The sequence below is a fragment of the Rhodococcus sp. PD04 genome (genome assembly GCF_035918275.1).
Taxonomy (GTDB): domain Bacteria; phylum Actinomycetota; class Actinomycetes; order Mycobacteriales; family Mycobacteriaceae; genus Rhodococcus; species Rhodococcus rhodochrous.
In genome coordinates this window covers 3,844,480-3,859,206 of record NZ_CP142143.1, presented here as the reverse complement: position 1 = coordinate 3,859,206, position 14,727 = coordinate 3,844,480, and the positions used below count along the sequence as shown (strand labels likewise).

General features: G+C 69.0%; 13 protein-coding genes. 9 read left to right on the top strand and 4 right to left on the bottom strand.

Annotated features, from left to right (window positions below; genetic code table 11):
• The first annotated feature begins 99 nt into the window (after nucleotides 1–99).
• A complete protein-coding gene (locus U9J23_RS17540) occupies nucleotides 100–1,350 on the top strand; it encodes an MFS transporter (RefSeq protein WP_085470302.1) in 1,251 nt (416 codons plus the stop codon).
• 52 nt (nucleotides 1,351–1,402) lie between these two features.
• On the opposite strand, the gene U9J23_RS17535 is transcribed toward U9J23_RS17540, so the two are convergent.
• Nucleotides 1,403–2,458 (bottom strand): ferredoxin--NADP reductase, encoded by a 1,056-nt coding sequence (locus U9J23_RS17535; protein WP_085470301.1) that lies wholly within the window; start codon nucleotides 2,456–2,458, stop codon nucleotides 1,403–1,405.
• 299 nt (nucleotides 2,459–2,757) lie between these two features.
• Between U9J23_RS17535 and mdo the strand changes: the two genes are divergently transcribed.
• The 3 genes from mdo to madC all read left to right on the top strand — a co-directional run bounded on the left by mdo (nucleotide 2,758) and on the right by madC (nucleotide 6,747).
• The gene (gene mdo, locus U9J23_RS17530) at nucleotides 2,758–4,029 is read left to right on the top strand and encodes an NDMA-dependent methanol dehydrogenase (RefSeq protein WP_085470300.1); all 1,272 of its coding nucleotides are present in this window, start codon (nucleotides 2,758–2,760) and stop codon (nucleotides 4,027–4,029) included.
• An 80-nt stretch (nucleotides 4,030–4,109) separates the two neighbouring features.
• Nucleotides 4,110–5,198 (top strand): MadB family AAA-type ATPase, encoded by a 1,089-nt coding sequence (locus U9J23_RS17525; protein ID WP_085470299.1) that lies wholly within the window; start codon nucleotides 4,110–4,112, stop codon nucleotides 5,196–5,198.
• 7 nt (nucleotides 5,199–5,205) lie between these two features.
• Nucleotides 5,206–6,747 carry a MadC family VWA domain-containing protein gene (gene madC, locus U9J23_RS17520; protein ID WP_085470323.1) on the top strand — a complete coding sequence of 514 codons (1,542 nt, stop codon included), beginning with the start codon at nucleotides 5,206–5,208 and terminating at the stop codon, nucleotides 6,745–6,747.
• A gap of 7 nt (nucleotides 6,748–6,754) precedes the next feature.
• Here the strand turns inward: madC and U9J23_RS17515 are convergent, their stop codons facing one another.
• Nucleotides 6,755–7,240, bottom strand: a complete 486-nt coding sequence (locus U9J23_RS17515; protein ID WP_085470322.1) for an SRPBCC family protein — start codon at nucleotides 7,238–7,240, stop codon at nucleotides 6,755–6,757.
• A gap of 85 nt (nucleotides 7,241–7,325) precedes the next feature.
• Nucleotides 7,326–7,685, bottom strand: a complete 360-nt coding sequence (locus U9J23_RS17510) for an ArsR/SmtB family transcription factor (RefSeq protein WP_085470298.1) — start codon at nucleotides 7,683–7,685, stop codon at nucleotides 7,326–7,328.
• Between the two features lie 159 nt (nucleotides 7,686–7,844).
• Between U9J23_RS17510 and ggt the strand changes: the two genes are divergently transcribed.
• The 4 genes from ggt to U9J23_RS17490 all read left to right on the top strand — a co-directional run bounded on the left by ggt (nucleotide 7,845) and on the right by U9J23_RS17490 (nucleotide 13,337).
• On the top strand, nucleotides 7,845–9,839 hold the full coding sequence (gene ggt, locus U9J23_RS17505; protein WP_194699643.1) for a gamma-glutamyltransferase: 1,995 nt from the start codon (nucleotides 7,845–7,847) through the stop codon (nucleotides 9,837–9,839).
• Nucleotides 9,840–10,060: 221 nt separating this feature from the next.
• Entirely contained in the window at nucleotides 10,061–11,293 is a 1,233-nt protein-coding gene (locus U9J23_RS17500; RefSeq protein ID WP_085470296.1) for an iron-containing alcohol dehydrogenase, read from the top strand.
• The gene (locus tag U9J23_RS17495; protein ID WP_085470295.1) at nucleotides 11,290–12,663 is read left to right on the top strand and encodes a MadS family sensor histidine kinase; all 1,374 of its coding nucleotides are present in this window, start codon (nucleotides 11,290–11,292) and stop codon (nucleotides 12,661–12,663) included. Before U9J23_RS17500 ends, U9J23_RS17495 begins: the two co-directional genes overlap by 4 nt.
• Nucleotides 12,660–13,337, top strand: a complete 678-nt coding sequence (locus U9J23_RS17490; RefSeq protein ID WP_016690913.1) for a MadR family response regulator transcription factor — start codon at nucleotides 12,660–12,662, stop codon at nucleotides 13,335–13,337. The genes U9J23_RS17495 and U9J23_RS17490 overlap by 4 nt, the downstream gene beginning before the upstream one ends.
• A 19-nt stretch (nucleotides 13,338–13,356) precedes the next feature.
• Here the strand turns inward: U9J23_RS17490 and U9J23_RS17485 are convergent, their stop codons facing one another.
• Nucleotides 13,357–13,701 (bottom strand): winged helix-turn-helix transcriptional regulator, encoded by a 345-nt coding sequence (locus U9J23_RS17485; protein ID WP_085470294.1) that lies wholly within the window; start codon nucleotides 13,699–13,701, stop codon nucleotides 13,357–13,359.
• Between the two features lie 115 nt (nucleotides 13,702–13,816).
• On the opposite strand from U9J23_RS17485, the gene U9J23_RS17480 reads away from it, so the two are divergent.
• Nucleotides 13,817–14,692 (top strand): NAD(P)H-dependent oxidoreductase, encoded by an 876-nt coding sequence (locus U9J23_RS17480; protein ID WP_272268527.1) that lies wholly within the window; start codon nucleotides 13,817–13,819, stop codon nucleotides 14,690–14,692.
• The last annotated feature ends 35 nt before the right edge of the window (nucleotides 14,693–14,727 follow it).

Sequence of the window (14,727 nt, the reverse complement as noted above, 5' to 3'; positions counted from 1 at the left end):
GGTGTTCACCAATTCGCGCGGGGGCGCATCGTTCGTTTCCGCGTGGAACACGCCGTTCGTTTCCTGCATGGAACGCGCCGATCACCTTCTGGAGGTTCGATGACTGCTCCCGTACAGCCCCGCGGCCGTATCCGCTCGTTCGGTTTCGCCGTGGTCGGCCTGGGAGCTTTCACCCTCACCGCGTCGTCGTCGGCACCGTCACCGCTGTATCCCGTCTACCAGCAGATGTGGGGATTCTCCGCGGCGATGCTCACGGTGGTGTTCGCGGTCTACGTGCTCGCGCTGCTCGCGGCGCTCGTGACGGTGGGGTCGCTGTCCGACCACGTCGGGCGCAGACCCGTGATCGTGACCGCTCTGCTGCTGCTCGCGGCGAGCATGGTCGTCTTCATCGCTTCACCGGGCGTGGGGTGGTTGATCGTCGCCCGGATCCTGCAGGGTCTCGCAGTGGGTGCAGCGACGAGTGCGCTGGCCGCCGCCGTGATCGAGATGCAGCCGAACAGACACATCGGTCCGCTGATCAACACGGCTGCGCCGTCGCTCGGCCTCGCACTCGGTGCGGCGGGAGCAGGCGTGCTCGTGCAGTTCGCGCCGTTCCCGACGGTCCTGAGTTATGCGGTCGTCGCGGTTCTCGCCGTCGTACTGGCGATCGCGCTGATCTTCGTGCCGGAGACGTCGCCGTCGGTGGGTTTCCCGACACGACGCGATGCCCTGCGGAGCCTGGTGCCGAGCGCGTCCGTGCCCCGTGAGGTCCGGGGCCGCTATCTGCTCATCCTGCCCAGCCTGATGTCGGCGTGGGCGCTCGGCGGGCTGTACATGTCGCTGGGGCCGTCGATCGTCGACTCGGTGTTCGGTATCGACAACCGGCTCGCCGCGGGTCTGGCGATCGGCACGCTGTTCACGGCGGGCACCGTCGCGGCGACCACCACCTCCCGCCGCGACCCGCATCGCATCGTGGTGCTCGGGGCCGTGCTGCTCGCGACGGGTCTGGCCGCGGTGATCACCGCGCTCCTCACCGGATGGGTCGCGGTGTACTACGCGGGTACCGCCGTCGCCGGCTTCGGCTGGGGCTCGACCTTCGTCGCGGCCATGGGCGTGGTCGGCTCGCTCGGCCGACCTCATGAGCGCGGCCGGATCTTCGCGACGACCTTCGTCGTCTGCTACTTCGCGTTCTCGGTGCCCGCGATGGCCGCCGGGGTGGCGGCCGGATCGTTCGGCCTGATGTCCACCGCCGTCGGCTACGGCGTGGTCGTGGCCGTGCTGGCGCTCGTGGCCGGGGTCGGCGTGCTCGTGCGCAAGCCGAAGCCCGACTCCGCCGGGATGCGGGAAGTGCCCGTGCCCGCACGCTCGTAGGCGCCGGGCACTTCCGCAGAGGGTGTGAGCAGCGGGGCGTGAGCCCGCCGGCTCAGAACTCGATCTTGAGGTGGTCGGTCACCGGCCGCGCCTGGCAACCGAGGATGTAACCCGCCTCGATGTCCTCGGGATCGAGCACGTCGCAGTTCTCCATCTCGACCTTGCCCTCGAGCACGGTGCACGCGCACGACCCGCATTCGCCCTCCTGGCACGAGTACGGCACGTCGATGCCCTTCGCGAGCATGATGTCGACAAGGGTCTGCTTGCGCGGCCACGAGAGCTTGTGGACCTCGCCGTCGAGTTCGACCTCGACGGTCGCGGCGTCGGCGGCGTCCTCGTCGCTGACCTCGACAGGTGCCTGGTCGGCGAACGGGTCGCCCGATAGCGAGTTGAAGACCTCGGCGTGCACGCGGGCGCGGGGCATGCCCACGGTGTTCAGTGCCTGGTGGACCGTGTCCATGAACGGGCCGGGGCCGCACATGAACGCCTCGTACGACTCGTAGGGCGCTGCGATCGTCGCCAGCTGGTCGGCGGTGGGCAGACCCTGGACGGACTCGAGCCAGTGCACGACGGTCAGGCGCGTCGGGTACTTCTCCGCAAGAGCGCGCAGCTCCTCGGCGAAGATGACGGACTTCTCGTCGCGGTTGGCATAGACCAGCACCACCTTGCCGCCGCCCTGGGTGAGCGCGGACTTGAGGATCGAGATCACCGGGGTGATGCCGCTGCCGGCACCGAACAGCAGGAAGTCGTGGTCGAGCGACTTCGGGGTGAAGACACCCGCGGGAGGCAGCACCTCGAGGGTCTGTCCGGCCGCGATGTTGTCGCACAGCCAGTTGGATCCGTAGCCGTCGGCGGTGCGCTTGACGGTGACCTTGGGGGCGTCGTCGGTGAACGGGGAGCTCGCGAGCGAGTAGCAGCGGGCCACCGAGCCCGTCCGGTCGCTCGGGATGCGCAGGGTGAGGAACTGGCCGGGTCGGTAGGCGAATTTGTCGCGCAGCTCGTCCGGGACGGCGAACACGATCGACCGCGTGTCGGCGGTCTCCTCGACGACGGCGGACACGGTGAGGATCACCGAGCGTGAGCCGTGGGGCACCTCGACAGTCGTCATGGGTGGGTCTCGTCCTCTCCTGCAAAGATGGCCGCGCACGACCGAATCTAGAACGTGTTCTAATTAAGGTTACCAGCGCGCATGGGATGAGGAAAACGGTACCGGCACTGCTCGGGCGGGTGCGGAACCCACCCGGTCAGCGGGAGGTGCCCTACCCGAACGGGTGGTGACCCCACGGCGACCGGACGGTTTCGGCCGCTGTGCCTTTCACGCCTCGCAGCTCTGGTCGATGGTGAATCGCGGATGAGGTCCACATCACACTCCCGATCCGGTACACCCCCTCTGCGAGGAGATACACCATGGCAATCGAGCTCAATCAGATCTGGGACTTCCCGATCAAGGAATTCCACCCCTTCCCCCGCGCGCTGATGGGTGTCGGCGCCCACGACATCCTCGGTGTCGAGGCGAAGAACCTCGGTTTCAAGCGTGCCCTGCTGATGACCACCGGCCTGCGCGGATCGGGGATCATCGAGGAGCTCATCGGCAAGATCGAGTACCAGGGCGTCGAGGTCGTCCTCTACGACAAGGTCGAGTCCAACCCCAAGGACTACAACGTCATGGAGGCCGCGGCGCTCTACCAGAAGGAGAAGTGCGACTCGATCATCTCCGTCGGTGGCGGATCGAGCCACGACGCCGCCAAGGGCGCACGCGTCGTGATCGCCCACGACGGCCGCAACATCAACGAGTTCGAAGGCTTCGCGAAGTCCACCAACAAGGAGAACCCGCCGCACATCGCCGTCTCCACGACCGCCGGCACCGGCTCCGAGACGTCCTGGGCATACGTCATCACCGACACCTCCGACATGGACCACCCGCACAAGTGGGTCGGATTCGACGAGGCCACGATCGTCACCCTCGCGATCGACGACCCGCTGCTCTACTACAGCTGCCCCCAGCACTTCACCGCCTACTGCGGCTTCGACGTCCTCGCCCACGGCTCGGAGCCGTACGTCTCCCGGCTGGACTTCGCCCCGTCGCTCGGCAACGCCCTGTACTCGATCGAACTCGTCTCGAAGCACCTGCGCGAGGCGGTCTTCGAACCGCGCAACCTCAAGGCCCGCGAAGGCATGATGAACGCCCAGTACATCGCCGCGCAGGCCTTCAACTCCGGCGGCCTCGGCATCGTGCACTCCATCTCGCACGCCGTCTCCGCCTTCTTCGACAGCCACCACGGTCTCAACAACGCCATCGCTCTGCCGCGCGTGTGGGAGTACAACCTGCCCTCCCGCTACGAGCACTACGCCCGCATCGCCACCGCGATGGGCGTGGACACCCGCAACATGACGACCGTCCAGGCCGCCGACGCAGCGGTCGAAGCGGCGATCCGTCTCGCGAAGGACGTCGGCATCCCCGACAACTTCGGGCAGGTGCGCACCGACTCGTACGAGAAGAACCAGATGAACACCAAGAAGTACGCGGGTCGCGGCGACACGATCCGCGGCGACGAGAAGACCGTGCGCGCCATCTCCGAGCACATCCAGGACGACTGGTGCACCCCGGGCAACCCCCGTGAGGTCACGGTCGACTCGATGATCCCGGTCGTCGACCACTGCATCAACCGGTCCTACTGAGAACCCGCGCTCCCGGGGCGTCCCCTGCGCCCCGGGAGCGCCCTGCTCCGCTGCGACCACGCCAGACAAGGAGACCCCGGATGACCCCGTTCGCCTCGGGCGCCGAGTTGAAGGATGCGCTGCGCCGGCACGACTACATCGCCGACGACGAGTTCGCGACCGTCGTGCACCTCGCCACCGCACTCGAGCGGCCTCTGCTGCTCGAAGGCCCCGCCGGGGTCGGCAAGACCGAACTGGCCAAGGCGCTCGCCGCCGTCGGCGGCCGGAAACTGGTGCGACTGCAGTGCTACGAAGGGCTCGACGACAGTCGCGCCCTGTACGAGTGGGACTACGCCAAACAGCTGCTGCACGTGCAGATGCTGCGCGACCGCATCGGCGAACTGCTCGCCGGTCACGCCGAACTCGCGGACGCGTCGAAGTTCCTCGCGCAGCAGGACTTCGGTCTGTACTCGGAGGCATTCCTCTCGGTCCGGCCGCTACTCGAGGCCGTGCTCTCGGAAGAGCCGGTGGTCCTGCTCGTCGACGAGGTGGACCGCACCGAGGAGTCCATGGAGGCTCTGCTGCTCGAGGTGCTCGCCGAGCGGCAGGTGACGATCCCCGAGGTCGGCACGTTCACGGCCCGGTCCATACCCTGGGTGATCCTGACCTCCAACGACACTCGCGAGTTGTCACCCGCGCTCAAGCGGCGCTGCCTGCACTACCACGTCGGGTACCCGACACCCGAACGTGAACGCGAGATCGTCACCGCGCGGGTCCCGGACGTGCGCCCGGGAACGGCCCACCAGATCGTCGACCTGTCCCGGACCCTGCGCGATCTGCCGCTGCGCAAGAGCCCTTCGATCTCGGAGGTCATCGACGCCGCGCGCGCGGCGACGGTGATGGGGCACGACGCCGACGACCCGGATTCGCTGGGCGGCATGCGCGACGTGCTGCTGGCGACGCTGCTCAAGTACACGGGTGACGTCGACCTCGCGAAGACCCGGCTCGGCGGTGCAGCACCGGCAACCGCGGTGTCCGAACCGAGCGCGTCCGAAGCGAGTGCACCCGAACCTGTTCCGTCGCGTGAACGCGTGACGGTCGCATCGCGCCCGGCGAACACCACGACCGCAGCCTTCCGGGGACGCGGTGGTGGCGGTCGCGACGCCGCGGGCAGCGGACTCCGGGGGTGACCCCGCGATGCACGCAGCCCGAGTGGGACGGGTGACCGCGCTCGACGAGCGTCGCCCCCGCTACGTGCTCGACGTGGTGGCGGCGGTGTTCGGCATGCTCCTGCGACGCCACGGTGTCGCGGCGTCACCCGCCGAGAGCATCGAGGTGCGCCGGGTGCTCGACATGGTCCCCGCCCGCGAGCGGGATTCGCTGCGCGCGTGCCTGCGGGCGGTGTGCGCCAAGTACCCGCACGAGAGGGCCGGCTTCGAGCGCGCCTTCGACGAGTTGTTCGGTGCGGTCGACGCCGCCGTCGCCACGAGCGGCGGCGGTCCCGCCCGCGCGCAGTTCGCCGAGTCCCTGCCGGCGGCACTCGAGATCGGCGACGACCCGAGCGTCGCGCGCTACGCCGAGTACAACGAACGCGCAGCCGAGGTCGGCGACCACTTCGACACTCCGGAGGCCCGCAAGGGTTTCAACCCGCACAAGGACGACGACGATGTGTCGATGACGTCGTCCGACGCCGATCTGTCGGTGGACACGGATGCGGACTCGGGCCGTCGCGGCGTCACCTACACCGTCGACGTCGAGAATGCGGCGACCACGACGGTGGGTGATCTGTCCGGTGAACCGGGGGCCGCGGTCGTCGGATCGTTGTCGTGGGACGACCCGGCGTCGATTCTCGCGTGGCTCGACGCCTACGACCCGCACCGCACCTACGGGGGAGAGGTCCTCGACGAACCTCTCTCCGCATCCCAGCTCGCGCGTCTCGTGGATGCGGTCGAGGCGTTCGTGGCTTCGCTCGCCGCCGTGGCGCCGGGGACCGAAGGTGTCGAGGCACCCGAATCGCACGACACCGCCGGCATCGATCGCGCCGAGATCGAACTCGCGTGCCACGAGGTGCTGCGTCGCATGCGCGGACCGGTCCGGCCCCATCCGCGTGAGCGGACCCGCGGGCGGCTCGACATGCGTAGGACCGCCCGAGCGGGGATGCGGACCGACGGGGTGCCGTTCCGGCTCGTCGTCCGCGCGCCCCGCCCCGACCGGGTGCGGCTGCTCGTCCTCGCCGACGTCTCGCTGTCGGTCCGTCCGATCACCGCGTTCACACTCCGGCTCGCCCAGGCGATGCACGGACGGGCGCACCGGTGCCGGGTGGTCGCGTTCGTCGATCGTCCGGTGGACGTGACGACACAGTTGCTCGCCGCCGACGGCGACGGTGCACTGGCGGCCGTACTCGCCCATCCCGCAGTCGATCTCGAAGCGAGCAGCGACTACGGCAGGATGTTCGACGAACTGCTCACCGAACATTCCGGATCGATCGACGGCCGGACGTCGGTGCTGGTCGTGGGGGACGGGCGCTGCAACGGTCTGCCCCCGCGTATCGATCGGCTCGAGGAACTCCGTCGTCGCGTGCACCGCCTCGCGTGGATCACGCCCGAGCCCGAGCGGTACTGGCCGCAGGCGACCTGCGCGATGCCCGATTACGCCGAACTGTGCGACGAGGTGGTCGTCGCCCGCGACGGCGCGCAACTGCTCGCGCGCGCCGCCGAACTCGGCCACGCCCTGCGGTGAACGGCGCTCACCGCGTCGCGGACCCGGTCAGCAGTTCCTCGAGTCGTTCGAAGCCCTCGGTCAGGCCGGTCTCCATGCCCGATTCCGCCATGCCGTCGCGGGCCTCCTGGCTCGGGTACACAGCATGGCCGACCAGCTTGCAGCGGCCGTTCCCGAGATCGACGAAGGTGAGCGTCTCGAGGCTCACCACGTCCGGGAACCCGAGGAATTCGAAGGTCTGGACGATGAGTTCGTTCTCGCGGACGGTGTGGAAGACACCCGCGAAGCGGTAGCTGCCGCCGTCGTCGGAGTGTTCGTAGCGGTACGAACCGCCGGTGCGGAGGTCGTACTCCTCGATCTTCATCTCCATGCCGCGCGGGCCGAGCCACTGCGCGACGAGATCGGGATCCTTGTGGGCGCGGAAGACGTCCTCGAGGGGGAAGTCGAACTCCCGCTCGTAGTCGATGAAGGGGACGCCCTCGGGGATCGAGAGGGTGACTGCATTGCTGCTCATGGTGGTCCTCCGGAGATCGGGGTGCGCTGCCATGCACGCTGTGAGGATCGGGGTGGGCTACGCACGCTGTGAGGATCGGGGTGGGCTACGCACCCCGTGGACGATCGGGGGCCGCTTCCCGGGTCAGCACGGCGTCGAGACCGCGGAACTGCTGCTCCTTCACCAACCGGTAGCGGTCGATCCAGGAGGTCAGCATCTCCAGCCGTGCGGGGTTCAGGTGGACGGGCCGGCGCTGGGCGTCGCGCGTGCGCGTGACGAGACCGGCGTGTTCGAGCACCCGAATGTGTTTCGAGATCGCCTGCGTGGTGATCTCGAAGGGTTCCGCGAGTTCGGTGACCGTGGCCGGGCCCCGGCTGAGCCGGGCGACGATGCAGCGGCGGACCGGATCGGCCAGTGCGGTGAACGCCAGGTCGAGTGCGGTGTCGTCCGTCTCGTCGTCGTACACGATCGCCTCCGCTTTGTGAACCTTCCGGTTTATCAACCATCCGGTTGAATAAAGGATGCGCCCCGGCCGAGGGCCGTGTCAAGGGGTCCGTCGCGCGGACGCGAGCGGAACGCTGTCGAATTCCCTACGGCCACTCACGCGCCCGGTTACGGTCGGTGAATGGTCCTGCCATCGAGAGTCCGGCCCGGTGTCCGCGCGGCCTTCGCCGCGACCGTCTCGATCGCCCTCCTCGGCGCGTGCACGTCCGCGTCGCGCGATACGGAATCCGACGGCGCGGCCGACGTGCAGGAGACCGCGGCAGCCGCGACCTGCACCGCAGAACCGAACGGCACCCCGATCACCGACACGCAGCCGGCGGAGACCGGGGATCGCGACATCTCCACGAACCCCGAGATCGCGACCGGTTACCGCACCGGCATGACCGCGGTGACCACCTCCTCCTTCGCCGTGTCGACGGCCAATCCCGTCTCCACCGAAGCGGCATGCGAGGTCCTGCGCGACGGCGGGACCGCGGCCGACGCGCTCGTCGCCGCCCAGATGGTCCTCGGTCTCGTCGAACCCCAGTCGTCGGGTATCGGTGGCGGAGCGTTCCTGGTGTACTACGACGCCGAGTCCGGTGAGGTGAAGGCATACGACGGCCGCGAGACGGCACCGATGTCCGCGACCGAGAACTACCTGCGCTGGATCAGCGACACCGACCGCACCGAACCCCGCCCCGACGCGCGTGCGAGCGGCCGCTCGATCGGTGTGCCCGGCGTCGTGCGGATGCTCGAAACCGTCCACGCGGAGCACGGGAACGCCGCCTGGAACGAGTTGTTCCGCCCCGCCATCGATCTCGCCGATCAGGGCATCGTGATCAGCGACCGTCTGGCGCAGTCGATCGCCGATTCCGCCGAGCAGCTCGCCGTCGACGACGAGGCCCGCGCCTACTTCCTGCAGGCCGACGGCTCACCCAAGGCCGCGGGTGAGACCCTCACGAATCCGGCCATGGCCAAGACACTCTCGGCGATCGCCACCGACGGTGCCGACGTCTTCTACACCGGTGACATCGCGGCCGGCATCGTCGAGTCCACCGGCACCGATTCCGGCGGGCGTACACCCGGAACCATGACCCTCGAGGATCTCGCCGCCTACGAGGCGAAGGAACGGCAGCCGCTGTGCACTCCCTACCGCGAGTACGAGATCTGCGGCATGCCCAACCCGTCCTCGGGTGGCATGGCGGTCGCCGCGACGCTCGGCATCCTCGACAACTTCGACCTCGCGTCGCTGCCGCCGGGTGATGTCGACGCCGACGGCGGCGTCCCCGACGCGGACGCGGTGCACCTGATCTCCGAGGCCGAACGACTCGCCTACGCCGATCGCGACAAGTACGTCGCCGATGCCGATTTCGTCCCCCTGCCGGGCGGCTCGCTCGAGACCCTGGTGAACCCGGACTACCTGTCCGAGCGTGCAGGACTGATCGACCCCGGCAAGAGCATGGGCGAGGCGCAGCCCGGCGACTTCGGTCCGGTCCCGCTCGGCATGCCGCCGCAGAGCCCCGAGCACGGCACCAGCCACATCTCGGTCGCGGACAGCTACGGCAACGTCGCGTCGATGACGACCACGATCGAGTCGGCCTTCGGCTCGTTCCACATGACCGACGGCTTCCTGCTCAACAACCAGCTCACGGATTTCTCGGCCGAACCGGTCGACGACGAGGGACTGCCCGTCGCCAACCGCGTCGAACCCGGCAAGCGGCCGCGCAGCTCGATGGCCCCGACGCTCGTCTTCGAACGCACACCCGACGGCGGTCGCGGCGACATCCGGATGGTGGTCGGGTCGCCGGGCGGTTCGGTGATCATCCAGTTCGTCGTCAAGACACTCGTGAACACCCTCGACTGGGGACTCGACCCGCAGCAGGCCGTCTCGGCCGTGTCGTTCGGTGCCGCGAACACCCCCGTCACCGGGGTCGGCGGCGAACACCCGGCGATCGACGGCGCCGACGACGGAGCGAACGATCCGCTCGTGCAGCAGCTCCGCGACATGGGCCACGAGGTGTCCGTCGCCCCGCAGTCCAGTGGGCTGAGCGCGCTGCTGCGCCAGGGGGAGGGATGGGTCGGTGGCGCCGACCCCCGCCGCGAGGGTGCCGTGATGGGCGATACCGGCGGGCAGTGACCGACCGGGGCAGGCTTGTCGACGGATCGGCACGGGGCCGGCGACGTATCGGCGCAGGCCGTAGCGGAGATCCGTCGAGCGCCGACCCACACCCGTGACCTACCCTGTCGGATAGGTGCCGACCCTCGCCATCGGTCCGGTGCGCCCCGTGCCCGCCCCGCCCGACAACCCGTGCACCGTAAGCTGGATCACACAGGTGCGCGGATCGTCAGGAGTGAACAGTGGCCGTCGTCATGCCGGGACACCAGAACACGACCCATCCCCGCGCTTCCGCGACCCCTCGGGACGACCACCCCGCTTCGGGGCCGGCCCTCGTCAAGTTCCATGCACCCGAGATCGTCTTCGGGGAGGGCTCACTCGTCGAAGCGGCCCATGCCGCCGTCCGGCTCGGCGGTGTCCGCCCGATGCTCGTCACCGATCCGGGACTGATCGAGGCCGGTTGGGTCGACGAACTCCTCGGGCATCTGCGCGACCAGGGCGTCGAAGCCACGGTGTGGGCCGGGCTCACCCCCAATCCGAAGGACCACGAGGTCGCCGCCGGTCACGAGCTGTACCGGTTGCGGGGCTGCGACGTCCTCGTCGCGCTGGGCGGTGGCTCGGTGATCGACGCCGCGAAGGGCGTCGCGATCCTGGCCGCCAACGGCGGCAACATCCTCGACTACGAAGGTGTCGACCGCGCGCCGCTGCCCATCCCGCCGATGGTCATGGTGCCGTCGACGTCCGGGACGGGAGCCGACGTCTCCCAGTTCTGCGTGGTCACCGACACCGCGCGCGGCAGCAAGATCACCATCATCGGCCGGTCGCTCGTCCCCGACCTCACGGTGATCGATCCGCGGTTGCTCACCACCATGCCCGCCGACCTCAACGCCGCCACCGGACTCGACGCCCTCACGCACGGCATCGAGGCCTTCGTCTCCCGCGCCCACAACCCCCTCACCGACCATCACGCGCTGCGCGCGGTCGGCATGGTCACCGGCACGCTCGTGCGCACGATCGACGACCCGACCTACATGCCCGCTCGCGCCACCATGGCGCAGGCGAGTCTCGAGGCCGGACTCGCGTTCACCAACGCCATCCTCGGCGCCGCCCACGCGATGAGCCATCAGGTCGGCGGTCTGCTCGATCTGCCGCACGGGGTCATCAACGGGGTGCTGCTGCCGCACGTCATCCGGTTCAACGGCGCCGACGATCCCGAGCCGTTCGTCCAGGTCGCCGCGACCCTCGGTCTGGAGGAGGCGCGCGGTCCCGCGCCCGAGGCCGTCGAGGCCGTTGCGGCGCGCATCGACGCTCTCGCTCGTCAGGTGGGTGTGCCGCGCGGGCTGCGCCAACTCGGTGTGCGCGAGGAGGACCTGCCGCGACTCGCCGAGGGAGCCCTGCGCGACGCGTGCATGTCGACGAATCCGCGCACCGCGACCCGCGACCAGATGATCGAGTTGTTCCGGACGGCGCTGTGAGTGCTCCCGACCTGTCGGCACTGACCGGACTCCGCTCCGGGAAGTCGACCTTCTATCCGCAGTACCGCGGTGCCGCCGAACGACTCGAACGCGTCGTCCACGCACTCGAGTTGATCTCCCGGGCGCTGGTGCGCACGGTCGAGGGGCCGGAGACGCTCATCTGCGCCGTCGCCGAAGCCGCCCGCGCGCACCTGAGCGCGACGTGGGTGGCCTTCGCGCTCGCCGACGGTGTCCTGCCCGATGCCGGGCCGCGCAGGCTCGTGCTCGGTCCCGACGCCACCCCCTTCCTCGTCGACAACGTCGAGGGGCCGCCCCTTCCCGACGAGGTCGTGGCCCTGCTCGACGCCGTGCGCACCGGTGCCGTCGAACGACGCGAGCTGGTCGAGAAGCACCATGCGTTCGTGCCCATCGTCCTCGACGGGGGAGTCGCCGGCGCCATCGCCGCGTGGACGCCGGACCACCGCGTCCTCGACACCACCGACCGCGCCGTCCTGTCGATCCTGGCCAGCCAGACCGCGGTCGCGCTGCAGAACTCCGCGCTCTACCAGCGCGGGCAACTCCTGCTCGAACGCGCCGAACAGGCCTACCGCGAAGCGAACCGCGCCGCTGCCGACCTGCAGGCACGCAACGAGGAACTCGAAGCGACCCTGAAGAAACTCGCCGTCACGCAGCGACAACTGGGCGTCGCCCACCGGAACCAGGCGCTCGACGAGGAACGCCACCGCATCGCACGCGAACTCCACGACAGCGTCACCCAGGCCGTGCTCTCGGCGGGCATGCAGATCGAGGTGTGCCGCAGCGACATCCCCGACGCCGAACGCGGCGAACGACTCGACCTCGCCAAGGAACTCACCCGCGGTGCCGTCGAGCAGTTGCGATCGGCGATCTATGCGCTGAACCGGCCGTCCGATTCCGAACGGATGTCGTTGCCGGAGATGCTCGAACAGCTCAGCGTGGCCCACATGCCGGGCGAACTCGAGGTCAGGACGAGGACGGGCGGCACACCGGTCGAGCTGAGCGGCGAGGCCGAGCACGCCCTGCTCAGAATCGCCGGCGAGGCGCTGTTCAACGCGGCCGTGCACGCCAACGCGAGTCGTGTGGTGTTGCGGCTCAGTTACGGACGCGACGCGGTCCTGCTGTCGGTTGCCGACGACGGTGACGGCGACCCCGCCCGTCTGCGGGTGATGCTGCGACTCGCCGCCAACGATCTCGACGGGAGCCATCGCGGTCTCGCGAACATGCAGGCTCGTGCCCGCGAACTCGGCGGCACGCTCGAGGTGCGTCGTTCCCGGCTCGGCGGTGTGCGGATCGCTGCCCGGATCCCGTTGCAGGACAATGCTGTAGCTCAACAGGTGGGAGAACCGTCATGACCGTCACACCGCCGCAGGCGACCCCACGGGCGCGGCCCGGCACGGTGCGCATCGCGCTCGTCGACGACCACGCGATCCTCCGCCAGGGACTCCGCTCGATCCTCGACCGCGAACCGGATCTCGAAGTTGTGGGGGAGGCCTCGACGGACGCGGAAGCTCTCGCGCTCGTCGACCGCATGCGCCCCGACATCGTGCTGCTCGATCTCAAGCTCTCGGCCGGATCGGACTTCGAGGGACTGGGATTGTGCGGACGGTTGTCCTCGGCGCATCCGGGCATCGGTCTGCTCGTGCTCACCACCTTCCTCGACGAACAGCTCGTCGTGCGGGCGGTCCACGCCGGCGCACGCGGTTACGTCGTCAAGGACGTCGACACCACCGAACTGGTGCGCGCCATCCGGGCCGTCTCCCGCGGTGAGAGCGCCTTCGACTCGCGCAGCGCGGCGGCGGTCGTGCGTTCGCTCAACGGTCAGGGTGCGCCCGCCGAACAGCTGACCGGCCGCGAACTCGAGGTGCTGAAGCTCCTCGCCGCCGGCATGTCGAACGTGAAGATCGGTGAGCAGCTGTTCATCTCGGCCACCACCGTGAAGTTCCACGTCAGCAACATCATGCGCAAGCTCGGAGTGAGCCGCCGTGCCGAGGCGGTCTACGCCGCGAGCAAACAGGGGCTGATCTGACACCTGGCCCTTCCGGCACTCAGTTGCGCTGGGTGAGCCTGCTGCTGTAGGTCGCACCCCAGTCGTCGAGCCACGCGACGGCCGGCTCGAGGGTCCGGCCGAGCTCGGTCAGTTCGTACTCCACCCGCGGCGGTACCTCGGCGAAGACCGTGCGCGACACGATCCCGTCGGCCTCCAGTTCACGGAGCTGCCGGGTGAGAACCCGCGCGCTGACGGGACCGACCCGTCGGCCCAGTTCGCCGAACCGGCAGGGCCCGTCGATCAGGTTCTTGACGATGGTGAGCTTCCACGCGCCCCCGAGAACCGCCACGGCGATCTCCACCGGGCACACCTGCATCGCGGTCTCCACGGCCTTCCGTGTCATCGAAACTTCCTCCTCATCGGAAATCCCTGGTCATCGCCGATGGTTACCTCTCGGTCCGTATGTGATCGCAAAGTGCGTACTTCCCATAGTGTTCCCGTACCCAGACTATGGAGACATGGCCGAGAAGAACAGTGCAGACAACGGCAGTGCAGACAACGGCAGGGTTCTGTGGGTGCACGCCCATCCGGACGACGCCTCGCTGGGGCACGCCCTCGTCCGTTCGGGGGCGGCACGACTGCGCGAGTCGGGCACGCACGTCGCGATCTCGGATCTCTACGCGATGAACTGGAATCCGGTGCTCTCCGACGCCGACTTCGGTGCGGCGCCGGGGAGGACGTTGTCGGAGCGGCAGAAGAACGCCACGGCCACCGGGCTCCTCACCGACGATATCCGACGCGAACAGGACGCGCTGCGTGCCGCCGACCACCTCGTGGTGTCGTTCCCGTTGTGGTGGTACGGCATGCCGGCGATCCTGAAGGGATGGTTCGACCGCGTGTTCACCAACGGCTTCGCGTTCGGTGTCCGCGACGAGCACGGGCACGTGCGCAAGTACGGCGACGGGGGACTGTCCGGCAGGACGATGCTCGCCGTCGTCACGGCAGGTGATCGGGCCGCAGCATTCGGACCGCGCGGGATCAGCGGATCGATCGATCACGTGCTGTGGCCGCTCCTGCACGGCACGGGCTTCTACACCGGGATGCGGGTACTGCGGCCCCATCTCGTCGCGAGTGCCGACCGGCTCGACGGGGAGACCTTCCTGCGCGAGGAGCGTCGTCTCCACGATCGTCTTGCGGGCTTGTCGTCGGAACCCGGAATCCCGTACAGGCCGCTGCGCGGGGGTGAGTACGACCGCGAGCACGTGCTGGTCGACCACGTCTGCCCGGGCGAGTACGGCCCCGACGTCCACACCGCGTCAGCATCCGGTCGGGGCAGGCGAGTGCAACGGTACGAGTACCGACACTGCGCCGGTGCACACGATCAGGTGCAGTAGCGGTCCGCCTCGACGAAGCGGGGTGGGAAGCGGAG

Bases quoted from the DNA above. Each gene is read 5' to 3' on its own strand.
- U9J23_RS17540 (WP_085470302.1), top strand. From the start codon at position 100: ATGACTGCTCCCGTACAGCCCCGCGGCCGTATCCGCTCGTTCGGTTTC.
- U9J23_RS17535 (WP_085470301.1), bottom strand. From the start codon at position 2,458: ATGACGACTGTCGAGGTGCCCCACGGCTCACGCTCGGTGATCCTCACC.
- mdo (WP_085470300.1), top strand. From the start codon at position 2,758: ATGGCAATCGAGCTCAATCAGATCTGGGACTTCCCGATCAAGGAATTC.
- U9J23_RS17525 (WP_085470299.1), top strand. From the start codon at position 4,110: ATGACCCCGTTCGCCTCGGGCGCCGAGTTGAAGGATGCGCTGCGCCGG.
- madC (WP_085470323.1), top strand. From the start codon at position 5,206: ATGCACGCAGCCCGAGTGGGACGGGTGACCGCGCTCGACGAGCGTCGC.
- U9J23_RS17515 (WP_085470322.1), bottom strand. From the start codon at position 7,240: ATGAGCAGCAATGCAGTCACCCTCTCGATCCCCGAGGGCGTCCCCTTC.
- ggt (WP_194699643.1), top strand. From the start codon at position 7,845: ATGGTCCTGCCATCGAGAGTCCGGCCCGGTGTCCGCGCGGCCTTCGCC.
- U9J23_RS17490 (WP_016690913.1), top strand. From the start codon at position 12,660: ATGACCGTCACACCGCCGCAGGCGACCCCACGGGCGCGGCCCGGCACG.
- U9J23_RS17485 (WP_085470294.1), bottom strand. From the start codon at position 13,701: ATGACACGGAAGGCCGTGGAGACCGCGATGCAGGTGTGCCCGGTGGAG.
- U9J23_RS17480 (WP_272268527.1), top strand. From the start codon at position 13,817: ATGGCCGAGAAGAACAGTGCAGACAACGGCAGTGCAGACAACGGCAGG.